General features: G+C 70.1%; 16 protein-coding genes. 5 read left to right on the top strand and 11 right to left on the bottom strand.

Annotated elements, in window-relative coordinates; translation table 11 throughout:
* Window position 1: 1 nt before the first annotated feature.
* The 7 genes from AC4D2C_RS14175 to dinB all read right to left on the bottom strand — a co-directional run bounded on the left by AC4D2C_RS14175 (window position 2) and on the right by dinB (window position 8,233).
* On the bottom strand, window positions 2-1,612 hold the full coding sequence (locus AC4D2C_RS14175; RefSeq protein ID WP_490915504.1) for a UDP-N-acetylmuramoyl-L-alanyl-D-glutamate--2,6-diaminopimelate ligase: 1,611 nt from the start codon (window positions 1,610-1,612) through the stop codon (window positions 2-4).
* Window positions 1,613-1,669: 57 nt separating this feature from the next.
* The gene (locus tag AC4D2C_RS14180; RefSeq protein WP_490906409.1) at window positions 1,670-3,457 is read right to left on the bottom strand and encodes a peptidoglycan D,D-transpeptidase FtsI family protein; all 1,788 of its coding nucleotides are present in this window, start codon (window positions 3,455-3,457) and stop codon (window positions 1,670-1,672) included.
* A 65-nt stretch (window positions 3,458-3,522) separates the two neighbouring features.
* Complete coding sequence (gene ftsL / locus AC4D2C_RS14185) at window positions 3,523-4,227, bottom strand: cell division protein FtsL (RefSeq protein ID WP_490915505.1); 705 nt, start codon at window positions 4,225-4,227, stop codon at window positions 3,523-3,525.
* Window positions 4,224-5,225 (bottom strand): 16S rRNA (cytosine(1402)-N(4))-methyltransferase RsmH, encoded by a 1,002-nt coding sequence (gene rsmH, locus AC4D2C_RS14190; protein ID WP_490915506.1) that lies wholly within the window; start codon window positions 5,223-5,225, stop codon window positions 4,224-4,226. The genes ftsL and rsmH overlap by 4 nt, the downstream gene beginning before the upstream one ends.
* Window positions 5,226-5,461: 236 nt before the next feature.
* Window positions 5,462-5,893, bottom strand: coding sequence for a division/cell wall cluster transcriptional repressor MraZ (gene mraZ / locus AC4D2C_RS14195; protein WP_490915507.1), 432 nt, complete (start codon window positions 5,891-5,893; stop codon window positions 5,462-5,464).
* Between the two features lie 397 nt (window positions 5,894-6,290).
* Window positions 6,291-6,668 carry an SCO2097 family morphological protein gene (locus AC4D2C_RS14200; protein ID WP_490915508.1) on the bottom strand — a complete coding sequence of 126 codons (378 nt, stop codon included), beginning with the start codon at window positions 6,666-6,668 and terminating at the stop codon, window positions 6,291-6,293.
* A 233-nt stretch (window positions 6,669-6,901) separates the two neighbouring features.
* Window positions 6,902-8,233 (bottom strand): DNA polymerase IV, encoded by a 1,332-nt coding sequence (gene dinB / locus AC4D2C_RS14205; protein WP_490915509.1) that lies wholly within the window; start codon window positions 8,231-8,233, stop codon window positions 6,902-6,904.
* Window positions 8,234-8,399: 166 nt separating this feature from the next.
* On the opposite strand from dinB, the gene AC4D2C_RS14210 reads away from it, so the two are divergent.
* Window positions 8,400-9,524 carry a polyprenyl synthetase family protein gene (locus AC4D2C_RS14210; protein ID WP_490915510.1) on the top strand — a complete coding sequence of 375 codons (1,125 nt, stop codon included), beginning with the start codon at window positions 8,400-8,402 and terminating at the stop codon, window positions 9,522-9,524.
* Between the two features lie 81 nt (window positions 9,525-9,605).
* Here the strand turns inward: AC4D2C_RS14210 and AC4D2C_RS14215 are convergent, their stop codons facing one another.
* Entirely contained in the window at window positions 9,606-9,959 is a 354-nt protein-coding gene (locus AC4D2C_RS14215) for an Rv2175c family DNA-binding protein (RefSeq protein WP_104049763.1), read from the bottom strand.
* A 408-nt stretch (window positions 9,960-10,367) separates the two neighbouring features.
* Between AC4D2C_RS14215 and AC4D2C_RS14220 the strand changes: the two genes are divergently transcribed.
* Window positions 10,368-11,948 (top strand): LysM peptidoglycan-binding domain-containing protein, encoded by a 1,581-nt coding sequence (locus AC4D2C_RS14220; protein WP_490915511.1) that lies wholly within the window; start codon window positions 10,368-10,370, stop codon window positions 11,946-11,948.
* Between the two features lie 90 nt (window positions 11,949-12,038).
* A complete protein-coding gene (locus AC4D2C_RS14225; RefSeq protein WP_490915512.1) occupies window positions 12,039-14,387 on the top strand; it encodes a protein kinase domain-containing protein in 2,349 nt (782 codons plus the stop codon).
* 123 nt (window positions 14,388-14,510) lie between these two features.
* Here the strand turns inward: AC4D2C_RS14225 and AC4D2C_RS14230 are convergent, their stop codons facing one another.
* Complete coding sequence (locus tag AC4D2C_RS14230) at window positions 14,511-15,890, bottom strand: class II 3-deoxy-7-phosphoheptulonate synthase (protein ID WP_490915513.1); 1,380 nt, start codon at window positions 15,888-15,890, stop codon at window positions 14,511-14,513.
* A gap of 100 nt (window positions 15,891-15,990) precedes the next feature.
* Window positions 15,991-16,869, bottom strand: coding sequence for a lysophospholipid acyltransferase family protein (locus AC4D2C_RS14235; RefSeq protein ID WP_490906428.1), 879 nt, complete (start codon window positions 16,867-16,869; stop codon window positions 15,991-15,993).
* Window positions 16,870-17,137: 268 nt separating this feature from the next.
* On the opposite strand from AC4D2C_RS14235, the gene AC4D2C_RS14240 reads away from it, so the two are divergent.
* A complete protein-coding gene (locus AC4D2C_RS14240) occupies window positions 17,138-17,674 on the top strand; it encodes a hypothetical protein (RefSeq protein WP_490915514.1) in 537 nt (178 codons plus the stop codon).
* 24 nt (window positions 17,675-17,698) lie between these two features.
* Here the strand turns inward: AC4D2C_RS14240 and AC4D2C_RS14245 are convergent, their stop codons facing one another.
* On the bottom strand, window positions 17,699-18,784 hold the full coding sequence (locus AC4D2C_RS14245; protein ID WP_490915515.1) for an ROK family protein: 1,086 nt from the start codon (window positions 18,782-18,784) through the stop codon (window positions 17,699-17,701).
* Between the two features lie 137 nt (window positions 18,785-18,921).
* On the opposite strand from AC4D2C_RS14245, the gene AC4D2C_RS14250 reads away from it, so the two are divergent.
* Window positions 18,922-20,730, top strand: a complete 1,809-nt coding sequence (locus AC4D2C_RS14250; RefSeq protein WP_490915516.1) for an AMP-dependent synthetase/ligase — start codon at window positions 18,922-18,924, stop codon at window positions 20,728-20,730.
* Window positions 20,731-20,748: the final 18 nt, after the last annotated feature.

The following is a 20,748-nucleotide window of genomic DNA, read 5'->3' on the forward strand; positions in this document are numbered from 1 at the left end:
TTCAGGACTCTATCCCGGCCGGTGAAAGCACAGAGAATCCGTGCCTTGTCAACGCGGAGCGCAGCTCCACGCGGTCGTCGAGGGACAGGTTGATGCCCTTCACTTCCTGCCAGACCTCGTGCCCGCGGCCGGCGATGACGACGGTGTCGGAGGGGCGGGCGAGGGCCACGGCGCGGTCGATCGCGTCCGCCCGCGGGAAGACCTCCAGCACCTCGCAGGTGAGGCCCTCGTCCCGGACCGCGGCGTCGGCACCCGCGCGGACGGCGCGGCGGATGACGGCGTCGTCCTCGTCGTGGGGGTCGTCGTCCGTCACGATGAGGACGTCGGACAGGCGCGCGCCCACCGCGCCCATCACGGGGCGCTTGGACTCGTCGCGCTGGCCGGTCGCGCCGAACACGGCGATGACCCGGCCGCCGGGGCGGCGCACGGAGGCCAGCGTGCGTTCGAGGGCGTCGGGGTTGTGGGCGAAGTCGACGATCGCCGCCGGCTCCTCACCGATGAGCTGCATGCGGCCGGGGACCTCGGTGGTGAACGGGTCGGAGGCGTCGAGTGCACGCTGGAGGTCGGCCACGGACACGCCTGAGGCGAGGACCATGATGGCCGCGAGGGCGGCATTGGAGATGTTGAACGTTCCCGGCAGTCCGCTACGGACCGTGAGCCGGTCCCCGGCGCGCCCGCGGAGCACGAACGTGTGCCCGAGTCCGCTGGGCTCGACGTCGGTGACGGTCCAGTCGGCGTCGGACCCCGGGCCGTTCCCGGGGCCCGCCCCGGGAACGGTGCACAGCGTGAGGACGGGGACATCCGCGGCATCGGCGAGCCTGCGCCCCCAGGTGTCGTCGACGAGGACGACGGCGCGGCGGCACCGCGCGGAGGAGAAGAGCGTCGCCTTGACCGCGAAGTAGTCCTCCATGGTGCCGTGGAGGTCGAGGTGGTCCTGGGTCAGGTTGGTGAACCCGGCGACGTCGAAGAGGACGTCGTCGACGCGTCCGAACTCGAGCGCGTGCGAGGAGACCTCCATGGAGGCCGCGCCGAGGCCGCGCTCGCGCATGAGCGCGAGGAGGGAGTGCACCTGGGGCGATTCCGGCGTGGTGAGCGCGCTGGGGATGGCCTCGTGGCCGGCCCTGATCTCGATCGTGCCGATGAGTCCCGTTGATCGACCGAGCGCCTCGAGGAGGGCGTTGAGGAAGTAGGTGGACGTCGTCTTGCCGTTCGTCCCCGTGATCCCGAACAGGGTCGGTGCCGTGCCGTCGTCCGGCCGGCTGTCGAACACCACCCGCGCGAGCGGACCCACCACGCGGCGGGGGTCGGGCACGACGACGACGGGCGGCAGGGCGTCGCCCGCTGCTGCCGCGCGGTCGGCCAGGATCCGTGCGCCCGTGCTGTCGGTGAGGACGGCGACTGCTCCGGCACGGACGGCCTGCGCGGTGAACTCCGCGCCGTGCCGCGCCGCTCCGGGGAGGGCGGCGTAGACGTCACCGGGCAGTACCGCGCGTGAGTCGAGGGTGATCCCCGTGACCGTCGGGAGGTCCGGGGGGATGGACGGACCGGCCGGCACGCCGACGGCGGCTAGGGCCGCGGACAGGCTGACGGGTCGGGGGGCATGCGGCCGCATCAGGGAAGCGGGACTCCCCTGCGGTGTATTCGGGTGCACGGTGCTCTGGCCTCCGGGTCAGTATTCGACCGGGTAGATGTCCGGCTTGCTCGTCGAGGCGGGGACGTTGTTCGAGTTGAGGACCTGCTTCATGACCTTCTGGAAGGACTCGCCGGGGATCAGGTAGTACAGGTCGCCCTTGGGCCGCTGGAGCGTGATCACGACGACGTACTCCGGGTCCTCGATCGGGGCGATCCCGGCGTAGGAGAGAGTGTAGCCGTCGTACCCGCCGCTGGCGCTGGGCGCCTCCGCGGTACCGGTCTTCGAACCGACGCGGTACTGTTCGAGCTCGCCCGACTTGCCCGATCCCTCCTGGGTGACGGTCTCGAGCATCTTGCGCATCTCGGCGGCGGTCTCGTCGGAGACGACCTCCGTGCCCTCGTCCTGGGGCACCTTGTGCTCGGTGCCGTCGGGATCGATGTAGGCGTCGATGAGGCGGGGCTTGAGGCGGACGCCGTCGTTCGCAATGGTCTGGTACACCATCGCGGTATGCAGTGCGGTCTGCGTGAGCCCCTGCCCGAAGAGGACGGTGTACTGCTGGCGGTCGTCCCACTTGTCGGGGGTGGTCAGCAGGCCCTGGTTCTCCTCGCCGAGACCCGTGCCGAGCGGCTCGCCGATCCCGAACTTCTTGAACCAGTCGTAGCGTTCCTGCTTCGTGAGCTTCTCGCCGATCTGGACCGTACCCGTGTTCATGGACTTCGCGAGGATGCCTGCGGCCGTCCGGTGCTCGGTCTCGTGCTCCGAGGAGTCCTTGAACGTCTGGTCGTCGACCGTGTAGCGGTTGTCCAGGACGAACTTCGAGGTGGGCTCGATGAGCTTCTGCTCCAGTGCGGCCGCGAGGGTGATGACCTTGGTCGTGGATCCCGGCTCGAAGGAGGCGCTGACGGAGTTCGGGCTGCGCTTGTCCGCGGGGGTCGCCTCGGGATCGTTCGGGTCGAGGGTCGTCGATTCCGCCATGGCCCGGATGGCACCGGTCTTCGCCTCGACCACCACGATGTTGCCCCACTCGGCCTTGTAGTCCTTCACCTGGGAGGCGATGGTCTGCTGCGCGAACCACTGCAGGTCCTGGTCGATGGTCAGTTTGACGCTCTGCCCGTCGACGGCAGGCACGTCCTCGTTCGTGGCGTAGGGGATCCTGATGCCGTCGCCGCCGATCTCGAAGGTGCGGCTGCCGGCCTCGCCCGTGAGCTGGTCGTCGAGCGACACCTCGAGCCCTGATCGCGCCTTGCCGTCGGTTCCCACGTAGCCGACGATCGAGCCGGCCACGGGTCCCGCCGGATAGGTGCGCACGCTCGTCTGGTCCGCGTAAACGCCGGGGACCTTGACGGCCAGTGCCCGGTTCTTCACGTCGGGCGTCACGGATTTCAGGACGTAGTTGAAAGTCTTCTCGCCGAGGACCGCTGCGCGGAGCGTCTCCTCGTCGATGCCGAGGACGGCGGCGAGTTCGGAGAGCCCCTGGTCCATGGGGATGATCTCCCAGTCCTCGAGTTCCTCGTTGTAGCGCCGGAAGTCGTCGACGGCGCTCAGCCGCTGGTCCACCACGATGTCGTAGCGCTCCACGCTCCGCGCGAAGTACTTGCCGTTCGTGTCGACGATCGAGCCGCGAACCGGCTGCACCGCGGTGTTGGTGAGCCGCTTGGACAGCCCCGCCTGCGCCATGCCGTCGAGGTCGAGTGCCTGGAGCTGGAACAGGCGCACGCCGAGGACCATCAGCAGCACCAGGACGAACGCCAGCCCCACGCGCAGACGCGTGGAGCCCAGGGCCAGACGGAGGCTGTCGGGGCTGCCGGTGCGTGCAGGGGTCACGGAGGAATCCTTGTCGATCAGGTGCGTGCGGTGCGGGAAGCGGCGGGCGCGGGCGTGTCGCTCGGCTAGCGGGCGGAGCCGAGCTGCTCGGGAGCGGGGATGGTGCCCGAGGCCGAGCTTCCCTGCCCGTCCACCGCCGCGGCGCCGGAAGGCGCTGCGTCCGCCGCGACCTGCTCGTCCGCGGACTCCTCGGCCGGCGCCTCGACGGCTTCTACTGCAGGCGCCTCGACCGTCACGGGTCCTGCCTGCCCGGTGACGAGGCTGGGGGCGGCGATGAGGACCTCGGGCTTGGCCCCCTCCTTCGCGGGCTCCGGGGTGCCCGTGACCTTCATCGAATCCAGGTCTATGGTCCCGAACGTCGGGGAGGAGACCATGTCGAGTTTCGTGGCGGCGGCCGCGAGGTTCTGCGGGGCCTCCTTGCCCTCGATCTCGAGGACCAGCGCGTCGTTCTGCTGGCTCAGCGCGACCTGCTGGTTGCGGAGCTGCACGAGTTCGTACTGCGTCCCGGACACCGAGATGTTCAGCATGAGCACGGCGGCCAGGGCGGCGCCGAGCACGAGCAGGCTGAAGACGGCGAAGGGCACGCGCCGGCGCGTGGGCCGCGCGGGGACCACCGAGAGCGGCGTGCGCGGCTTCTGCCGGGTACCGGTGACCCCCGGAGTACCTCCGGTGAGCCTTTCCGGCAGGCGGTCCGGGGCGAGGGCGAGGGCCCCGTGCCCGGCGTAGGCAGTGGCGCGGTGTCGCTTCTCAGCAGTCAATACCTGGCTCATCTGGTCTTCCTGTCGACGGGTGCGGCCTTGATGCGTTCGACCGCGCGCAGCTTGGCGGATGCCGCACGGGGGTTCTCTTCGATCTCCGCTGCCGTCGGCGCTTCCGTGCCGCGCGTCAGCGAGCGGAGGTACGCCTTGTGCTCCTCGAGTTCGACCGGGAAGCCGACGGGAGCGGAGGACCTCGTGCCCGCGGTGAAGGCGCTCTTCACGATGCGGTCCTCGAGGGAGTGGTAGGACATCGCGACGACGCGGCCGCCCACGACGACGGAATCGACGGCAGCGGGCACCGCGCGCTCCAGGACCGAGAGTTCCTGGTTGACCTCGATGCGGAGGGCCTGGAAGGTCCGCTTGGCAGGGTGCCCCCCGGTGCGGGCTGCCCCGGCCGGGACCACGCTCCGGATGACCTCGACGAGCTGGGAGGTGGTCCGGAAGGGCTCGGCCGCCCGTGCCCGCACGATGGCTGATGCGATCCGTCCGGCGAACTTCTCCTCGCCCCAGGTGCGGATGATGCGCAGGAGGTCCTCCGACGCATAGGTGTTGACCACGTCGGCGGCGGTGACGCCCCTGCTGGTGTCCATCCGCATGTCGAGGGGCGCGTCGTAGGAGTAGGCGAAGCCGCGGTCGCGCTCGTCGAGCTGGAGGGAGGAGACGCCGAGGTCGAAGAGCACGCCGTCGACGCCGTCGATGCCGAGGTCCTCGAGCACCTCCGGCAGCTCGTCGTACACGGCGTGGACCAGGTCGGTGCGGTCCGCGAACGGGGCGAGGCGCTCCCCCGCGAGGTCGAGCGCCTCGGTGTCGCGGTCGATCCCGACGAGGTGGGCGGTCGGGAAGCGCTGGAGCATGGTCTCGGAGTGCCCGCCCATGCCGAGCGTCGCGTCCACGACGACGGGCCGGCGGCCGGCGCTCTCGGCGGAGGCCACGGAGGGGGCGATCAGGGAGACGCAGCGGTCGCGGAGGACGGGGACATGTCGCTCATCGGTGGGCCGGTCTCCGCCCATACGCCCTCTCCCTCCTGCAGTTCGCCATTCATCGTCTCGGTGTTTCTGCAGGCTGGCGGGCGGAGGTGTCATGCTCTTGAGTCAGACCCCCATCCGGCCGGACGGTCCTCGCCTGGCTCCGGGGAAGTGGAGCCAGGTGGCGGATCGTGTCCGGCGGCTGGAGATCTCATCCAAGAGATGCCGCCACCCGCGTCGTGCGTGCTGCTGTGTCGTCGTGCTTCTGGTGCTTGCCCGTCTCAGATGATGCCCGGGAACGCGTCCTCGTCCGTCTCGGAGAAGGCGGTCTCCTTCTCCGTCAGGTAGGACTCCCAGGCGTCGGCCGCCCAGATCTCGGCGCGGCTTCCCGCTCCGATCACTGCGAGCTCCCGGTCCAGGCCGGCGTAGGTCCTCAGGGCGGGCGGGATGGTGATCCTGCCCTGCTTGTCGGGGACCTCGTCCGAGGCCCCTGACAGGAAGATACGGTTGTAGTCCCTCGCCTGGCGTGACGAGATCGGAGCCGCCCGCATCTGCTCGTGCACCCTCTCGAACTCACTCATGCTGAAGACGTAGATGCAGCGTTCCTGGCCCCTTGTCAGGACCACCCCCTCGCTCAGTTCCTCACGGAATTTCGCAGGGAGGATGAGCCTGCCTTTTTCGTCGAGGCGGGGGGTGTGCGTTCCGAGGAACATCCCTGACCGCCTGTTCTGAGTCCGCCAAGCCCAGCGTTTCGCTGCCTTGCTCTTATATTCCCCACTTTACTCCACAACTCTCCCCGGTCAATGCAACCGGCGCGTGGCGCGCCTACCGGCGCGGCGCTTCCCCGGGTCGCCGCCCGCGTCACCTCGCGGGTATGGCGGGATCGGGCAGTGGTCGGGCAGTGGGGAGCGAAGTGGAGGGCCGGAAGGGCGACGGGTGCCGGTGGCGCGACCAGCGGAAGGGATCGGCGGACGGGATCGGCGGACGGGACCGGCGGACGACGACACGGGTCGGAGCCCGGCTCGTCGGGGTGGGTATGCGCTCGAGTGCTGTTAAAGAGGAAGAACCCGCCGTGGCGGGTTCTTCCTGGAGCTGTCCTGGTACTGCGGTCTAGGTCTGGTCTCGCTTACGCTCGTCCCACTTGTCCTCGAGGTTCGACATGAAGCCGCTCTTCCCCGGGGACGGCGTCTTGGAGGGCCTGCCCTGGGGCTGACCGGTATCCGCCTGCCGCGACTTGGTGGTAGCGAAATACACCCCTGCCCCCATGATGAGGAAACCGGCGACACCGACGATGGTGAGCTGGTAGACGATGCCCGCGAGGAGCACGAGGATGCCTGCGATCGTGATGAGGGAACCGATGACCAGTCGACGTGTGGACATCGATTTGCTCGTGTCCGACGCCATCGAGTGGGCGAACTTGGGATCGTCGGCGTGTAACTGCTGCTCGAGCTGATCAAGCAACCTCTGCTCGTGTTCCGAGAGTGCCATGACCGCCTCCTTGATGTGGATACCAACATTCCCGTACCCGACCAACGACCCGCACGCGAACCGGGTTCCCGGCGGAAGGGTCGTGAACCTCGGGCTCCGGAGGACGGAATAACGTGCAGTGCGACAGGCGGGCTGCCTGTTTAAAGACTAGTTTGCTACGCAGTACGTGGAAAGTCACAATGCGGTCTTGATCGGGCCGTCCGCGGAATGCTAACCGTCCCGATCGCCGCCGCTCAGGGCTGGTCCGGCGGGCGGACGGCGCCCCGGTCACGCCGAGTCCCGGACGGTCCGGTCAGGCGCCCTCGGGTCCCGCCGTCGGGGCCCTGCGCCGGCGGATCCTCCTGCCCCACTGCACCCCTGTCCCGTACCTTCGGACGGAGCAGGCCCGCGGGGACCACGCCGGCGTCGCCGAACTTCCGGTTCACGTCGTCGAGCGCCCGCTCGGCGATCCGCCAGTTGTCATCCCTCCGGTCGATGGTCAGCTGCGTGGACCCGTCTCCCGCCGCCTCGAGGGACTCGGCACGCAGGCCGATCAGCCGGACCGCCATCGGCCGCTCACCCAGCGCTGCCAGGAGTGCCGTCGCCGCACCGTACAACGCGTTCGCACTGTCCACCGGCTCGTCGAGCTTCTTCGAGCGGGTCAGTGTGGAGAAGTCGGCATAGCGGAGCTTGAGGGCCACTCCCCCGGCCCGGTAGCCCGAGGCGCGCAGCCGGGTCGCCGTGCGGTGGGCCAGCCTCAGCAGTTCCCGCCGCAGGGTCTCGGAATCGTCGATGTCCTGCGAGAACGTCTCCTCGGCGCCGATGCTCTTCTCGGCCCGTGACACGACGACCCGCCGGGGGTCGCGTCCCCATGCCAGCTGGTGCACATGCTCACCGGAGGCTCCGAGCAGCCGCCTGAGAGTGGTCACCGGCGTCTGCGCGACGTCCTGGACGGTGTGGATGCCGATCCGGGCGAGGACCTCCTGCGTCTTGGCGCCGACCCCCCACAGCGCGGACACCGGCAGGGTGTGGAGGTAGGCGATCGTCTGATCGCCGGGAATGAGGAGGAGACCGTCGGGCTTGGCCCGCGTGGAGGCGATCTTCGCGACGAACTTGGTGGTCGCGGCGCCCACGCTCGCGGTGATGCCGAGGGTGTCCTGGATCTCCGCGCGAACCTGCTCCCCGATCTCGCGGGGGCCGCCGAGGCGGCGCATGGATCCGGCGACGTCGAGGAAGGCCTCGTCCACGCTCAGCTGCTCCACCTCGGGCGTGACCGCTCGGAAGATCCTCATGACCTCGCGCGAGACCTCCGAGTACCGTCGCTGGTGGGGAGGCAGGATCACGGCGGTAGGACACTGCCGCATGGCGACGGACATCGGCATCGCCGACCGCACTCCGTAGCGGCGTGCCTCGTAGGAGGCGGACAGGACCACGGACCGCCCCGACGGTGATCCGACGACGACGGGAACGCCGCGCAGATGGGGGTGATCGAGCAGTTCGACGGAGACGAAGAACGCATCCATGTCGATGTGCAGGATGTGGCACTCCGCATGCTCGACCGGCTTCGAATCCTCAACCCTTGACACGCACACATCCTACTCAGTGCCACCGACGTCCCTCGCCCGGACGACGCGGGGAACCACGGCAGCGGGCTGCCCGGGGCCGTCCGCCGGGCCGGAGCGGTCGGTCGGAGGGCGCGCGCCGACGGATAGAGTGGGAGCACACCGTCCAGCCGACCCGCCCGGGAGATCCATGCTGCCCGCACCCGCCACCCCCGATCAGGACGGCCCCGTTCCCGATACCATCCAGGAGGAGCAGGATCGGTTCCGGTCCTCGCTCACCCTCGGCATCGAGGCGTTCCTCGATGAGCAGCGCGTCGTCCTCGCGGACATCTCCGCCGAGTCGCTGCCGCTCATCTCGAGCATCGCCGCCCTGACGCGCGGGGGAAAGAGGATGCGCGCCCTCCTGTGCTACTGGGGTTGGCGCGCGGCCGGCGGCTCTCCGACGGGGTCGGCGCCGGTCGTGGCGGGGACCGCGCTGGAGTTCTTCCAGGCGGCCGCACTCATCCATGACGACATCATCGACCGGTCGGACACCCGGCGCGGCCGACCCAGCGTGCACCGGCAGTTCACGGTGCGCCACGCGGACGCAGGCTGGCACCTCGACCCCGAGCGCTTCGGGGTCTCGGCCGCCATCCTGGCCGGAGACCTCTGTCTCGCCTTCAGCGAGGAGCTGTTCACGACGTCCTGCTCCGGCACGTCCGGCGACGCGGCACGCACCATCTTCAACCGCATGCGTACCGAGGTCATGGCCGGCCAGTACCTCGACCTGCTCGAGGAGGCCGTGGGCCCGGACCAGACGCCCGAGGTCGCCGAGGAACGCGCGCTCAACATCCTCCGCTTCAAGTCGGCGAAGTACTCGATGGAGCGGCCGCTCATGCTCGGCGGCGCGCTGGCGGGCGCCGGCGACGCACTGCTGTCGGCCTACTCGGCGTTCGCCCTGCCGCTGGGCGAGGCGTTCCAGCTCCGCGACGACGTCCTGGGGGTCTTCGGCGATCCGGAGGTGACCGGCAAGCCGGCGGGCGACGATCTACGCGAGGGCAAGCGCACGTTCCTCATCGCCCGGGCGCTCGGGTCCGCATCGGGCGCGGTCCGCGCGCGGATCAACGCGATGCTCGGCGATACGGCACTGGACGAGGACGCCGTCGGCCTGCTGCGGGGGATGATCGTCGACACCGGAGCCCTGGCCCACACCGAGCAGCTCATTGCCGGGAAGTCCGAGGCCGCCTTCGCGGCGCTCGAGCGGCTCGAGATCGACGGGACGTCCCGGCACGCGCTCCGCCTGCTCGCCGAAGCGGCGGTCACGCGGTCGGCGTGACACTCCCCGCCCGCCGTGACCCTGGGGGCACTGCGGACCCTGGCGGCACTGCGGGCTGCCCGACGCCTGTCGGTCCTCCTCCTACCAGGCGGCTGCCTGGGCGCGACGGCGGATCTCCGTCTTGCGACCCTCGCGCAGCGCGTCGATCGGGCGGCCCGGCAGCGATTCGTCCTCCGTGTAGAGCCAGCGGATGATGTCCTCGTCGCCGTACCCGGAGTCCGCGAGCACCACCACGGTCCCCCTGAGGCTGTCGAGGACGGCGCCGTCCACGAGGAAGTCGGCGGGGACGCTGCGGATATTGCGCTCACCGATGCGCACGCTGACCAGCGACCTGTCGCTGATGAGCGAATGGACGCGGGTGATGGGCAGATCGAGGGCTGCGGCGACGTCCGGCAGGTTCAGCCAGGCCGGGACGAGGTGTTCGAGTTCAGTCACGGTCCAAGCGTGCCATGGTCCCGCACCCAACTCCACTCGGGAGGCCGGACGCCCTCCCCCGGCGGCCCTGGGGGAACGGCGGGTCCCCGCAGGCACAGGACGTCCGCAGGACGGGGCGGCTGCATGCGCAGAACCGGCTCAGAACCGACGCAGTGTCGGCGCAGGACGGGCGAAGGAAGAACGCAAGGATCGGGCTCCGGGCGCGACACGCCCAAGCTGCGCTTCACCCCGTTCGGAGGGCTCTTGTGCTAGCAGCGATTTCGTGTAAGTTCACAGAAGTCACACAAGTCACAATAACAACACGTGACTCAACAGCATCATCAGCACCTGTACGTACCCAGCCGGGAAGCATCATCTCGGGTACGTATGTCCGCGCGGACTCAGCCGCCAACAGACGAGGAACGAAACATGACTGCCCAGCGATCGAACGCACCGCTGAACGGCACCCGCAGGAAGGCTGCCGGCGCTAGCCGTCGCGGCCTGAACGTCGCCGTGACCACCGCCGCACTGCCCGCGGTGATTCTCTCTTCCGTCGCCCTCGCCCACCCGGCGTCGGCAGCACCCGCCCTGCAGGCGCCCGCCGTCCGGCACCTCACCGGACCGGCCATGCAGGCCCCCGCGCGGGCCGTCGTCCCCGCCGCCCTGGTGGCGACCCAGATCCCGGCGCAGAAGATCGCGGTCCACTCCGCGACCACGCCGAGCGAGTACACCATCAAGCCGGGCGACACCATCGGTGCCGTCGCCAAGCGCTTCGGTCTTGCGACGGACGCCGTCCTGAAGCTGAACAAGCTGGACGCGCGCACCACCATCTACCCAGGGCAGAAGATCAAGCTGACAGGCAGCGCGGCCCCGGCCGCAGCCCCGGCACCTGCCGCTCAGGCACCTGCTGCGAAGCCGTCCGCGGCCACCTACGTGGTCAAGCCGGGTGACACCCTCGGAGCCATCGCCTCCCGTAACGGCCTGAGCCTGCCGAACCTGCTGACGGCCAACAAGCTCTCGATGACCTCGATCATCTACCCCGGGCAGAAGCTCGCCCTCGGCGGCGCTCCCGCCCCGGCGCCGGGCAAGCCCGCAGCCGCTCCTGCCCCCGCTCCCGCTCCCGCCGGCGGCAGCTATACGGTGAAGTCGGGTGACACCCTCGGCGCTATCGCCTCCCGGAACGGCGTCGGGCTGGACGCCCTGCTGAAGGCGAACAACCTCGGCATGACGTCGATCATCTACCCCGGCCAGACGCTGAAGCTCGCGCGGAGCGTGACTCCGCAGGCCACTCCGCAGGCCCCCGCCCCTGCGCCGGCCCCCGCTCCTGCCCCGGCGGCCGGCTCGTACACGGTCAAGGCTGGTGACACCCTCGGCGCCATCGCCTCCCGCAACGGCGTCGCGCTGAACAACCTGCTCACCGCCAACAAGATGACGATGACCTCCGTCATCTACCCCGGGCAGAAGCTCACTCTCCCCGGCGCCGGTACCGCTCCGGCCCCCGCCCCGGCTCCTGCCCCCGGTAACCTCGTGCCCTCGACCTTCCTGGGCTACCAGTACCCCGACAAGGTGGTGGCGGACGCCAACTCCAACAAGGCCCTGCTCAACTCGATGCCGGCTCCCTCGCAGGCCGAGATGAAGCAGATCGTCGCGGACACGGCCCGCTCCATGGGTGTCGATCCGAGCCTCGCGCTCGCCTTCGCGTACCAGGAGTCCGGTTTCAACCAGCGCGCGGTGTCCCCGGCGAACGCGATCGGCACCATGCAGGTCATCCCCTCCTCCGGGCAGTGGGCCGGCAACCTTGTGGGCCGCAAGCTCAACCTGCTGGATCCGTACGACAACGCCACCGCCGGTGTCGCGATCATCCGCTCGCTCGTACGCACCAGTCCCTCGCTCGACATCGCCATCGCCTCCTACTACCAGGGCCAGTACTCGGTCCAGAGCCGTGGCATGTTCGAGGACACCAAGCAGTACGTGGCATCGATCAAGGCACACCAGAAGAACTTCCGGTAGGCGCCGCTCCGGCCGGTGCCGGATCGGTCGAGGGGGCGGGACCGAGTGGTGGTCCTGCCCCCTTTCGGCGTACCCCACTATCATCGAAGGGTGCACCAGCTACGGAAGGATCCTCTCGAGGGCGCCATCGTCGACGGACGGTACGTCGTGCATTCACGGGTGGCCCGCGGTGGCATGTCCACCGTCTACCTGGCCACCGACCGGCGCCTGGACCGCCGCGTGGCTCTCAAGGTGCTGTACCCGCACCTGGCCGATGAGCCCGGCTTCATCGACCGCTTCGAGCAGGAGGCCAAGTCGGCCGCCCGCCTGTCCCACCCGCACGTGGTCGGCGTGCTCGACCAGGGCGTCGACGAGATCGACGGGCAGCCGGTCGCCTACCTCGTCATGGAGTTCGTCCGCGGCAGGACGCTGCGTGACCTGCTGCGTGAGCACGGGCGGCTCACTCCGCGCCACGCGCTGACCCTCCTGGACGCCGTGGTGGAAGGGCTTGCCGCGGCACACGAGGCGGGTCTGATCCACCGCGACGTGAAACCCGAGAACGTGCTGCTGTCGGACGCCGGCACCGTGAAGATCGCCGATTTCGGCCTCGCTCGCGCCGTGTCGGCGAGCACCGGCACCGCGACGCTCGTCGGGACCGTCGCCTACCTCTCCCCCGAACTGGTCCTCGGGCGGCCCGCCGAGGCCCAGAGCGACATCTACTCGACCGGCGTCATGCTCTTCGAACTCCTGACGGGCCGGCAGCCCTTCACCGGCGAGTCCCCCATCCAGGTAGCCGTGCAGCACGCGCAGTCCGAGGTACCGCCCCCCTCTGTCTTCCTGCCCGGACTGGCCGTCGACATCGACGAACTGGTGCAGTGGTGCACCTCGAGGGACCCCGAGGACCGGCCCGTGGACGGCTCCGCGCTCCTCGGTGAACTCCGGCACATCCTCGCCACGCTCGGCGACGACGAGCTCGACTTCGCTCCGGCCGAGCCACCCGCCCCGGCGTCGGATCAGGACACGCTGACCGCGGTCGTCGTCCCTCGCCTCGTGCACGGCGACACGCCGGCAACCGCACCAGCAGCCGCACCGACCGAAGCACTCACCGAAGCACTCACCGGGGCCCGGACCGGCGCCGCAGACCGCCTGTACGACGACCGCCTCCACGACCACTTCCAGGACGATGACGCGGCGACGGTTCCGGGAGGGACCGAGGTGCTCCCCGCCCCTGCACGGCAGGCCACCACGCGCGTCTTCGACCGCGACCGGAACGCGACACGCGTCCTCGGGGCCATGCCGCAGCAGCCGCCGTCGTGGAGTGCTCCCCTCACGGGCGCCACAGCGCCGGCCGGGGACACGCACGGCGGGGAACGACGCGGCGATACCGAGATCCACGACGGCGTCACCCACGGCGCTCCGGGCCAGGACGACCGGGGCGGCCGGCGGCTCCACGAGGCCTACGGAACGCTCCCGGCCGGCCGGCCGGGGGGCAGCAGCGTCCGCCTGCCGTCCAGGAGACAGCAGGCGCGGCAGGCCCAGCGACCGCAGAAGGCGCTCCACGGCACGACGGCGCGCCGGTCCGTGCGGATGCTCGCCGTCCTCCTCGTGCTCCTGGCCGGCCTGGTGGCCGGCGCGGGCTGGCTCTTCGGAGCAGGCCCGGCCGGCATGGTGTCCCTCCCCGATGTGGCGAACGCCCCGCTCGCCGAGGCCCGCGCCGTCCTCGAACAGGAAGGACTCGAGTCCCTGTCCACCGAGGAGGTCTTCGACGAGCAGGTCCTCGAAGGGCTGGTGATCGCCACCGAGCCCGCCGCCGCGTCCCCGGTCCGCCGCTTCGAGCGCGTCGAGCTGATCGTGTCGAAGGGACCCGAGCTGTTCGCCGTCCCTGACGTCGTCGGGAGCACACAGGCGGAGGCGATGGAGGACCTGCGCGCCGCAGGGCTCGCCGTCGGCGGCCTCGGGGAGGAGTACAGCGAATCGGTCCCAGCCGGCGAGGTGATCCGCCAGGTCCCCGGCCAGGGCGCGGAACGCCGCCGCGACTCGGCCGTGGACCTCGTCGTGTCGCTCGGTCCGGCGCCGATCACCGTCCCCGACGTCTCCGGCCTACCCGCGAAGGAGGCCGTCGCAGCACTGGAACGTGCAGGTCTCGAGGTGGAGGTCGAGGAGGCACGGGAGTTCAGCGCGACCGTACCCGCGGGCTCCGTTGCGAGCCAGGCCCCCTCCGGCGTCGCCGTGCAGCGGGGCACCACGGTGACGCTGACGTTGTCGCAGGGGCCGCGCATGGTGAAGGTCCCCAGCGTGTTCTCGCTGCCGGAGGAACGCGCGGTCGCCGTTCTCGAGGAGGCGGGCTTCGCCGTGCAGGTGGACTACACCTTCGGCAGCGCCGTCCTCGGGCTCGTGGCCGGGCAGAGCCCCACGGGCGAGCAGCCCGAGGGGACCACCATCCGGATCACGGTCACCTGACCGGCCCGGGTCGGACGCGCGACGCGGTGAAGACGCGGTGAAACAGTAGCGCGGAGGATACCGAAGACGCAGGGAGGGGAGGGTGGCCGGCGGCGCCACCCTCCCCTCCCTGCGTCGGGGCGGTCAGCTCTTCGAGAGGGCCCCGGCGACGAGGAAGGCCATCTCGAGCGACTGCATGTGGTTCAGGCGCGGGTCGCAGACCGACTCGTAGCGTTCCAGGAACGCCTCCTGATCGATCGGGTCGGCACCCCCGAGGCACTCGGCCACGTCGTCGCCCGTCATCTCCACGTGCAGCCCACCCGGGAACGTCCCGAGCGAGTTGTGCACCTCGAAGAAGCCGCGCACCTCGTCGATGACGTCGTCGAAGTTGCGGGTCTTGTAGCCGTTGGGCGACGTGACGGTATTGCCGTGCATCGGATCGGTGACCCAGAGCACCTGCGCACCGGACGCCGTGACGCGCTCCACGAGGGTTGGCAGCTTCTCGCGGATGTTCGAGGCCCCCATCCGCGTGATGAACGTCAAGCGCCCTGGCTCACGGTTCGGGTCGAGCTTGTCGATCAGCGCCAGGGCGTCGTCCGCCGAGGTGGACGGGCCGAGCTTCACGCCGATGGGATTCCGCACGCGGGAGAGGAAATCGACGTGCGCACCGTCGATGTCGCGGGTACGCTCCCCGATCCACAGGAAATGCGCCGAGGTGTCGTAGGGCAGGGAGGTGCGCGAGTCGATCCGCGTCAGCGCCCGCTCGTAATCGAGGAGCAGCGCTTCATGGCTCGCGAAGAACTCGACACGCTTCAGAGCTTCGAAGTCCGCGCCACAGGCATCCATGAACCGCACCGCACGGTCAATCTCGCGGGCGAGCGACTCGTAGCGGGAGTGCGCAGGATTGGCCATGAAACCCTTGTTCCAGTGGTGCACCAGGCGGAGGTCCGCGAAGCCGCCCTGGGTGAAGGCGCGAATGAGGTTCAGGGTCGACGCCGACGTGTGGTAGGCCTTCACCATGCGGGAGGCGTCGTGGCCGCGGCTCTCCGGGGTGAAGTCGTAGCCGTTGACCATGTCGCCACGGTAGGCGGGGAGGGTCACGCCGTCGCGCGTCTCGTCGTTCGAGGAGCGTGGCTTGGCGAACTGCCCCGCCATCCGACCCATCTTGATCACGGGGAGGGACGCCCCGTACGTGAGGACGACGGCCATCTGGAGGATCGTGCGGACCCGGGCGCTGATCTTGTCGGCGGTGGCACCGTCGAAGGTCTCGGCGCAGTCGCCACCCTGCAGGAGGAAGGCCTTGCCCTGCGCGGCGGCGGCGAGCCGCTCGCGCAGCACGTCCACCTCACCCGCGAAGACCAGCGGGGGAAGGGTCGAGAGTTCCTTGACCGACGCCGAATACACTCCGGGATCCTGCCACGAGGGCTGCTGGACCGCCGTCATGGAGCGCCAGGCATCGAGGCCGGCGGTGGAGGGGGCAGGAGCCGCGGTGCGCGGGAGGGCGGGAGCTAGCGAATCAGTCACAGGAGAATTCTACGGGCTCAGCGTGGGGTGGCTCGATTCGGCCCGTCATCGCGACCGCCCCGCATGTCACACAGCCCGGCGGCCCGGGCGGCGGAGACGATCAGCCCGCGTCGGGCTGCGCGGTGCTGCCGTTCGCGCCACTCCTCGTGTCTCCGGCGGCGGGGCCCTTGTCGGCGGAGGGCGCCCGGCCGATCTCCGTGACGGAGCCCGGCGCCGGGCTGCCCGCCTCGGTGGAGATGCGCACGGCGGCGCGGCGGGTGTCGGCTCCCGGCTTCGGCGTCTTGCGTCCGGCGGCCTTCTCCGCGGCGAGCCGCTCCTTGACAGTGCTCGCGTAGGCGTCCACGTACTCCTGCCCCGACAGGCGCATGAGCTCGTACATGATCTCGTCCGTCACGGAGCGCTGGACGAAGCGGTCGTCCTCGAGCCCCTCGTAGCGGCTGAAGTCGAGCGGCTCGCCGATGATGATCCCCACGCGGCGGATGTTGGGGATGCGCCGCCCGATGGGCTGGACCTTGTCCGTCCCGATCATCGCGACGGGGATCACGGGGACACCTGTGGCGAGCACCAGCTTCGCGACGCCCGTCTTCCCGCGGTACAGGCGCCCGTCAGGGCTGCGTGTCCCCTCGGGATAGATCCCGAGGACACCGCCCTCGTTCAGGATGTCCATGCCCGCCGTCAGGGAGGACGACGATGCCGCGCCGCCCGAGCGGTCCATGGGCAGCTGGTTCGAGAGTCGGAAGAACAGGGCCGTAAGCCTGCCCTTGACCCCCTTGCCCGTGAAGTACTCCGACTTGGCGAGGAACACGACGGTCCGGGGCACCACGATGGGGAGGAAGATCGAGTCGGAGAAGGACAGGTGGTTGCTGACGAGCACCGCGGGCCCCGTCGCCGGGATGTTGTCGAGTCCCTTGACCCAGGGCCGGAACAGGAGGTTGAGGATCGGACCGACGATGATCCGCTTCATCACCCAATAGAACACGCTGCTCGTCCTCCCTGCATGGACGGAACGGCACTCTGCATGCCGCCCGCTTTTTCTTGTGGAAGCCTACTCTAAGGGCGTCGGCGGCACGGACGGCGCCTGGACCGGGCCCGCGCAGGCCGACCCGAGGGGGCACCGACACGCTGCGGACCGGTTGACGTGGCGGCCCGCGGTGTCCACGATTGAACGAGCACGCCCTCTGATGACCAGGACGCCGGGCGGGGTCCTTCGGACCCGGACCGCAGCACGCGACAGCAGGTAGCAAAGTATGGGCCCCCGAGGTCAGGAACCGAACGAATCCACCGACGACGCCGTATGGCAGGACCTCGTCGCGCGCCTGGAGGGGACCTCCACCGATTCCCCCGTGACTCCCGGAAGCGAAACCGGGATCCCGCCGGCGCCCGTCGCACTCCCGACGGACGGCCGGGAACCCCGCCCGGACGTGTCCGGAGCACACGACACCGAGGACCTGACGGACCGGGAGCGCGCTGATGCGATCTTCCGCGACCAGCCGTTCCGCGCCACCGGACCCCGTGACTATGCCGCCCCGGAGGAGCCGGAGGAGGACGAGGGTTTCGTCCCGGACGAACCGCCGCCGCTCGGCGCCGGCGACCCGCTGACGGTGTTGGCGTGGATCGGCGCCGCGGGCGGGCCGATCACACTGCTGCTGTTCGCCATGTTCTGGCGCGACGCCCCCCTGGCCGCCACGCTCGGGGTCCTCGCCCTGTTCCTCGCCGGCGCCGGCTACCTCGTCACCAAGCTGCCCAAGCACCGGGACATCGGGGACGACGGCGCCGAGGTCTAGCGCGCGCTCCCGGCGGCCCCGCGCCTAGGTGGCGCCGCGTGAGAGCAGCCGCGACAGGTCGGCGGCCCCGATGAGTCCAGCCTCCGGGCCAAGGGCCGCCCGCTCGATGCGCGCGGCCGGCCGGAATCCCCGCCCCGTCAGGTTGCGCCCGAACGCGCGCCGCGCCGGTTCGAGCAGGAGTTCGTCCGCCGCACTCAGTCCTCCGCCTATGACGAACGTCCCGGGATCGAGCGCCGCAGCCAGGTTGGCCAGTCCCAGTCCCAGCCACTGCCCGACGTCGTCGACCAGCTCCCGGGACGCCGGGTCGCCCTCCATCGCGAGGCGTGTCACGAGCGCGCCGGTGATCAGGGCCCCGTCGCCGGGGGCCGCGTCGATGATGGCCCTGGCCACGGGGGAATTGGCGGCGGCGAGCTCGCGGGCCTCGCGGCCGAGCGCGTTGCCGGAGGCGTACTGCTCCCAGCAGCCGCGGTTCCCGCACTCGCACCGGTGCCCCTGCGGCACGATGATCTGGTGCCCGAACTCACCCGCGACGCCGTGCCGCCCGCGCTCCACGCGTCCACCCATGATCATCGCGCCACCGATGCCCGTGCCCAGGGTGACGCACACCAGGCGGGACTCACCGCGCCCCGCGCCGAACTTCCACTCCGCCCAGGCAGCGGCGTCGGCGTCGTTCACCACCGTCACGCGCCGGTGGAGCAGCTTCTCCAGGTTCCTCCGCAGCGGCTCGTTGCGCCAGGCGAGATGCGGGCTGAAGAGCACCGTGCTGTTGGCGAGGTCCATCCACCCCGCCGCCCCGATCCCCACCGACCGGATCCGGAATTCCTGCGACAGCTCGCGGACGAGCTCGGTGATGACCCCCTCCACGGCGCGGGGGTCCTGGCCGGGGGTCGCCCTGCGTGCCTCGGCAAGGATCCTCCCATGGACGTCCACGACACCCGCCGCGACCTTCGTACCGCCGATGTCCACGCCCACGGAGAGACCGCGGCGTGCCGGGTTGGCGAAGGTGGTGCGGGCCGTGCGCCCGGTCGGCGGGGCGCCGCGACCCACATGCCAGGTGTCGGTGCGCGGGCGTCGAGTGCGCCGGCCGGCCGGGTCGGGAATGATCGGCATGCGGTCCCTCCTCCGTCCTGTCGGGGCGCGCCTGCACGCCACCGTTACCGATTCGTACATTACTGGAGAGTAATTCGGTGGACCGAACCTATAGGCTGAAACGACCTCACGGCCGAGGTGATATCGAAGGAGCTATCGTGCGCGACATCAGCGTTCCCGTCCTCGTGGACGTCCCCCGCCAGACCAATACGACGGACCTCGTGGTGCGGCAGGCGGCGAAGCCGTCCAATCCGGCCCTGTTCGCGGTGAAGGGAGCCTCGGGTGAGTGGGAGGACATCTCCGCCACCGAGTTCCGGCGCCAGGTCGAGGACATCGCGAAGGGCCTGATCTCCTCGGGCGTCCAGCCCGGGGACCGCGTGGCCATCATGGCCCGTACCCGCTATGAGTGGTCGCTGGCGGACTTCGCGATCTGGTTCGCGGGCGCCGTCTCCGTCCCCGTGTACGAGACCTCCTCCCCCGCCCAGGTGGCCTGGATCCTCAGTGACTCGGGCGCCGTCGGCGCGTTCGTCGAATCCGCCCGTCACGAGAACGTGGTCCGTGAGGCCGTGGCGCTCGAGGGCATCGAGTCCCTGCGCCACGTCTGGCAGTTCGACGGCGACGGACTCGACACGCTGCGCACGGCCGGCGCGGGCACCGACGAGCAGACCCTCTCCGACCGTCGCGCCTATGCGGGCCTCGACGACGTCGCCACGATCATCTACACCTCGGGCACCACGGGCAAGCCCAAGGGCTGCGAACTGACGCACGGCAACTTCGTCGAGCTGTCCGAGAACGCGGCCGCGGCCCTGCCGGAGGTCGCCCGCGAGGGCGGCCAGACCATCATGTTCCTGCCCCTGGCCCACGTCTTCGCCCGCTTCATCTCCGTGCTGTGCGTCGCCGCGGGTGCCACGGTGGCCCATACACCGGACGTGAAGAACCTCCTCCCCGACCTGCAGAGCTACCAGCCGACCTTCATCCTCGCGGTGCCGCGCGTCTTCGAGAAGGTCTACAACAACTCGATGCTGAAGGCCGAGGACGGCGGCAAGGGCAAGATCTTCCACGCAGGCGCGGATGTCGCCATCGCCTGGTCGAAGGCGGAGCAGGCCGGGAAGATCCCGTTGGGCCTCAAGGTCAAGCACGCCGTGTTCGACCGGCTGCTCTACGGGAAGATCCGCACCGCGATGGGCGGCCGAGTGCAGCACGCCGTCTCCGGCGGCGCGCCCCTCGGCGACCGGCTCGGCCACTTCTTCCACGGCATCGGGCTCATGGTGCTCGAGGGCTACGGCCTGACCGAGACGACGGCGCCCATCACGGTCAACACACCCAAGCGGATCAAGATCGGCACCGTGGGCGCTCCGCTGCCCGGCAATGCGGTGAAGATCGCCGACGACGGCGAGATCCTCACCCAGGGCGTCTGCGTCATGAAGGGCTACTTCAACCGCCCCGACCTCACCGAGGACGCCTTCGTGGATGGCTGGTTCCGCACGGGTGACATCGGCGAGCTCGACGACGACGGCTTCCTGCGCATCACGGGCCGGAAGAAGGAGATCATCGTGACGGCGAGCGGGAAGAACGTCATCCCCGCGCTGCTCGAGGACGCCATCCGCGCCAATGCGCTGGTCTCGCAGTGCGTCGTCGTCGGCGACCAGCGGCCCTTCATCTCGGCGCTGATCACCCTCGACGAGGAGGCCCTGCCGGGCTGGCTCGAACGGCACCACCTGCCGGCGGGTACCACCACGGGGGAGGCAGCGGACCACCCGCTCGTGCTCGCCGAGATCCAGGAGCTCGTGGACAGCGCCAACACCACGGTCTCCCGCGCGGAGGCCATCAAGATGTTCCGGGTGGTCCCCACCGACTTCACCGAGACCACCGGCCACCTCACCCCGTCGCTCAAGATCAAACGCGCCCAGGTCCTCAAGGACTACGCGGAGATCGTGGAGTCCATCTACACGTCGGCCAAGGTCTAGGCGCCCCGGGGCACCCCG

The sequence above is a fragment of the Arthrobacter sp. TJ-240 genome, from assembly GCF_058269195.1.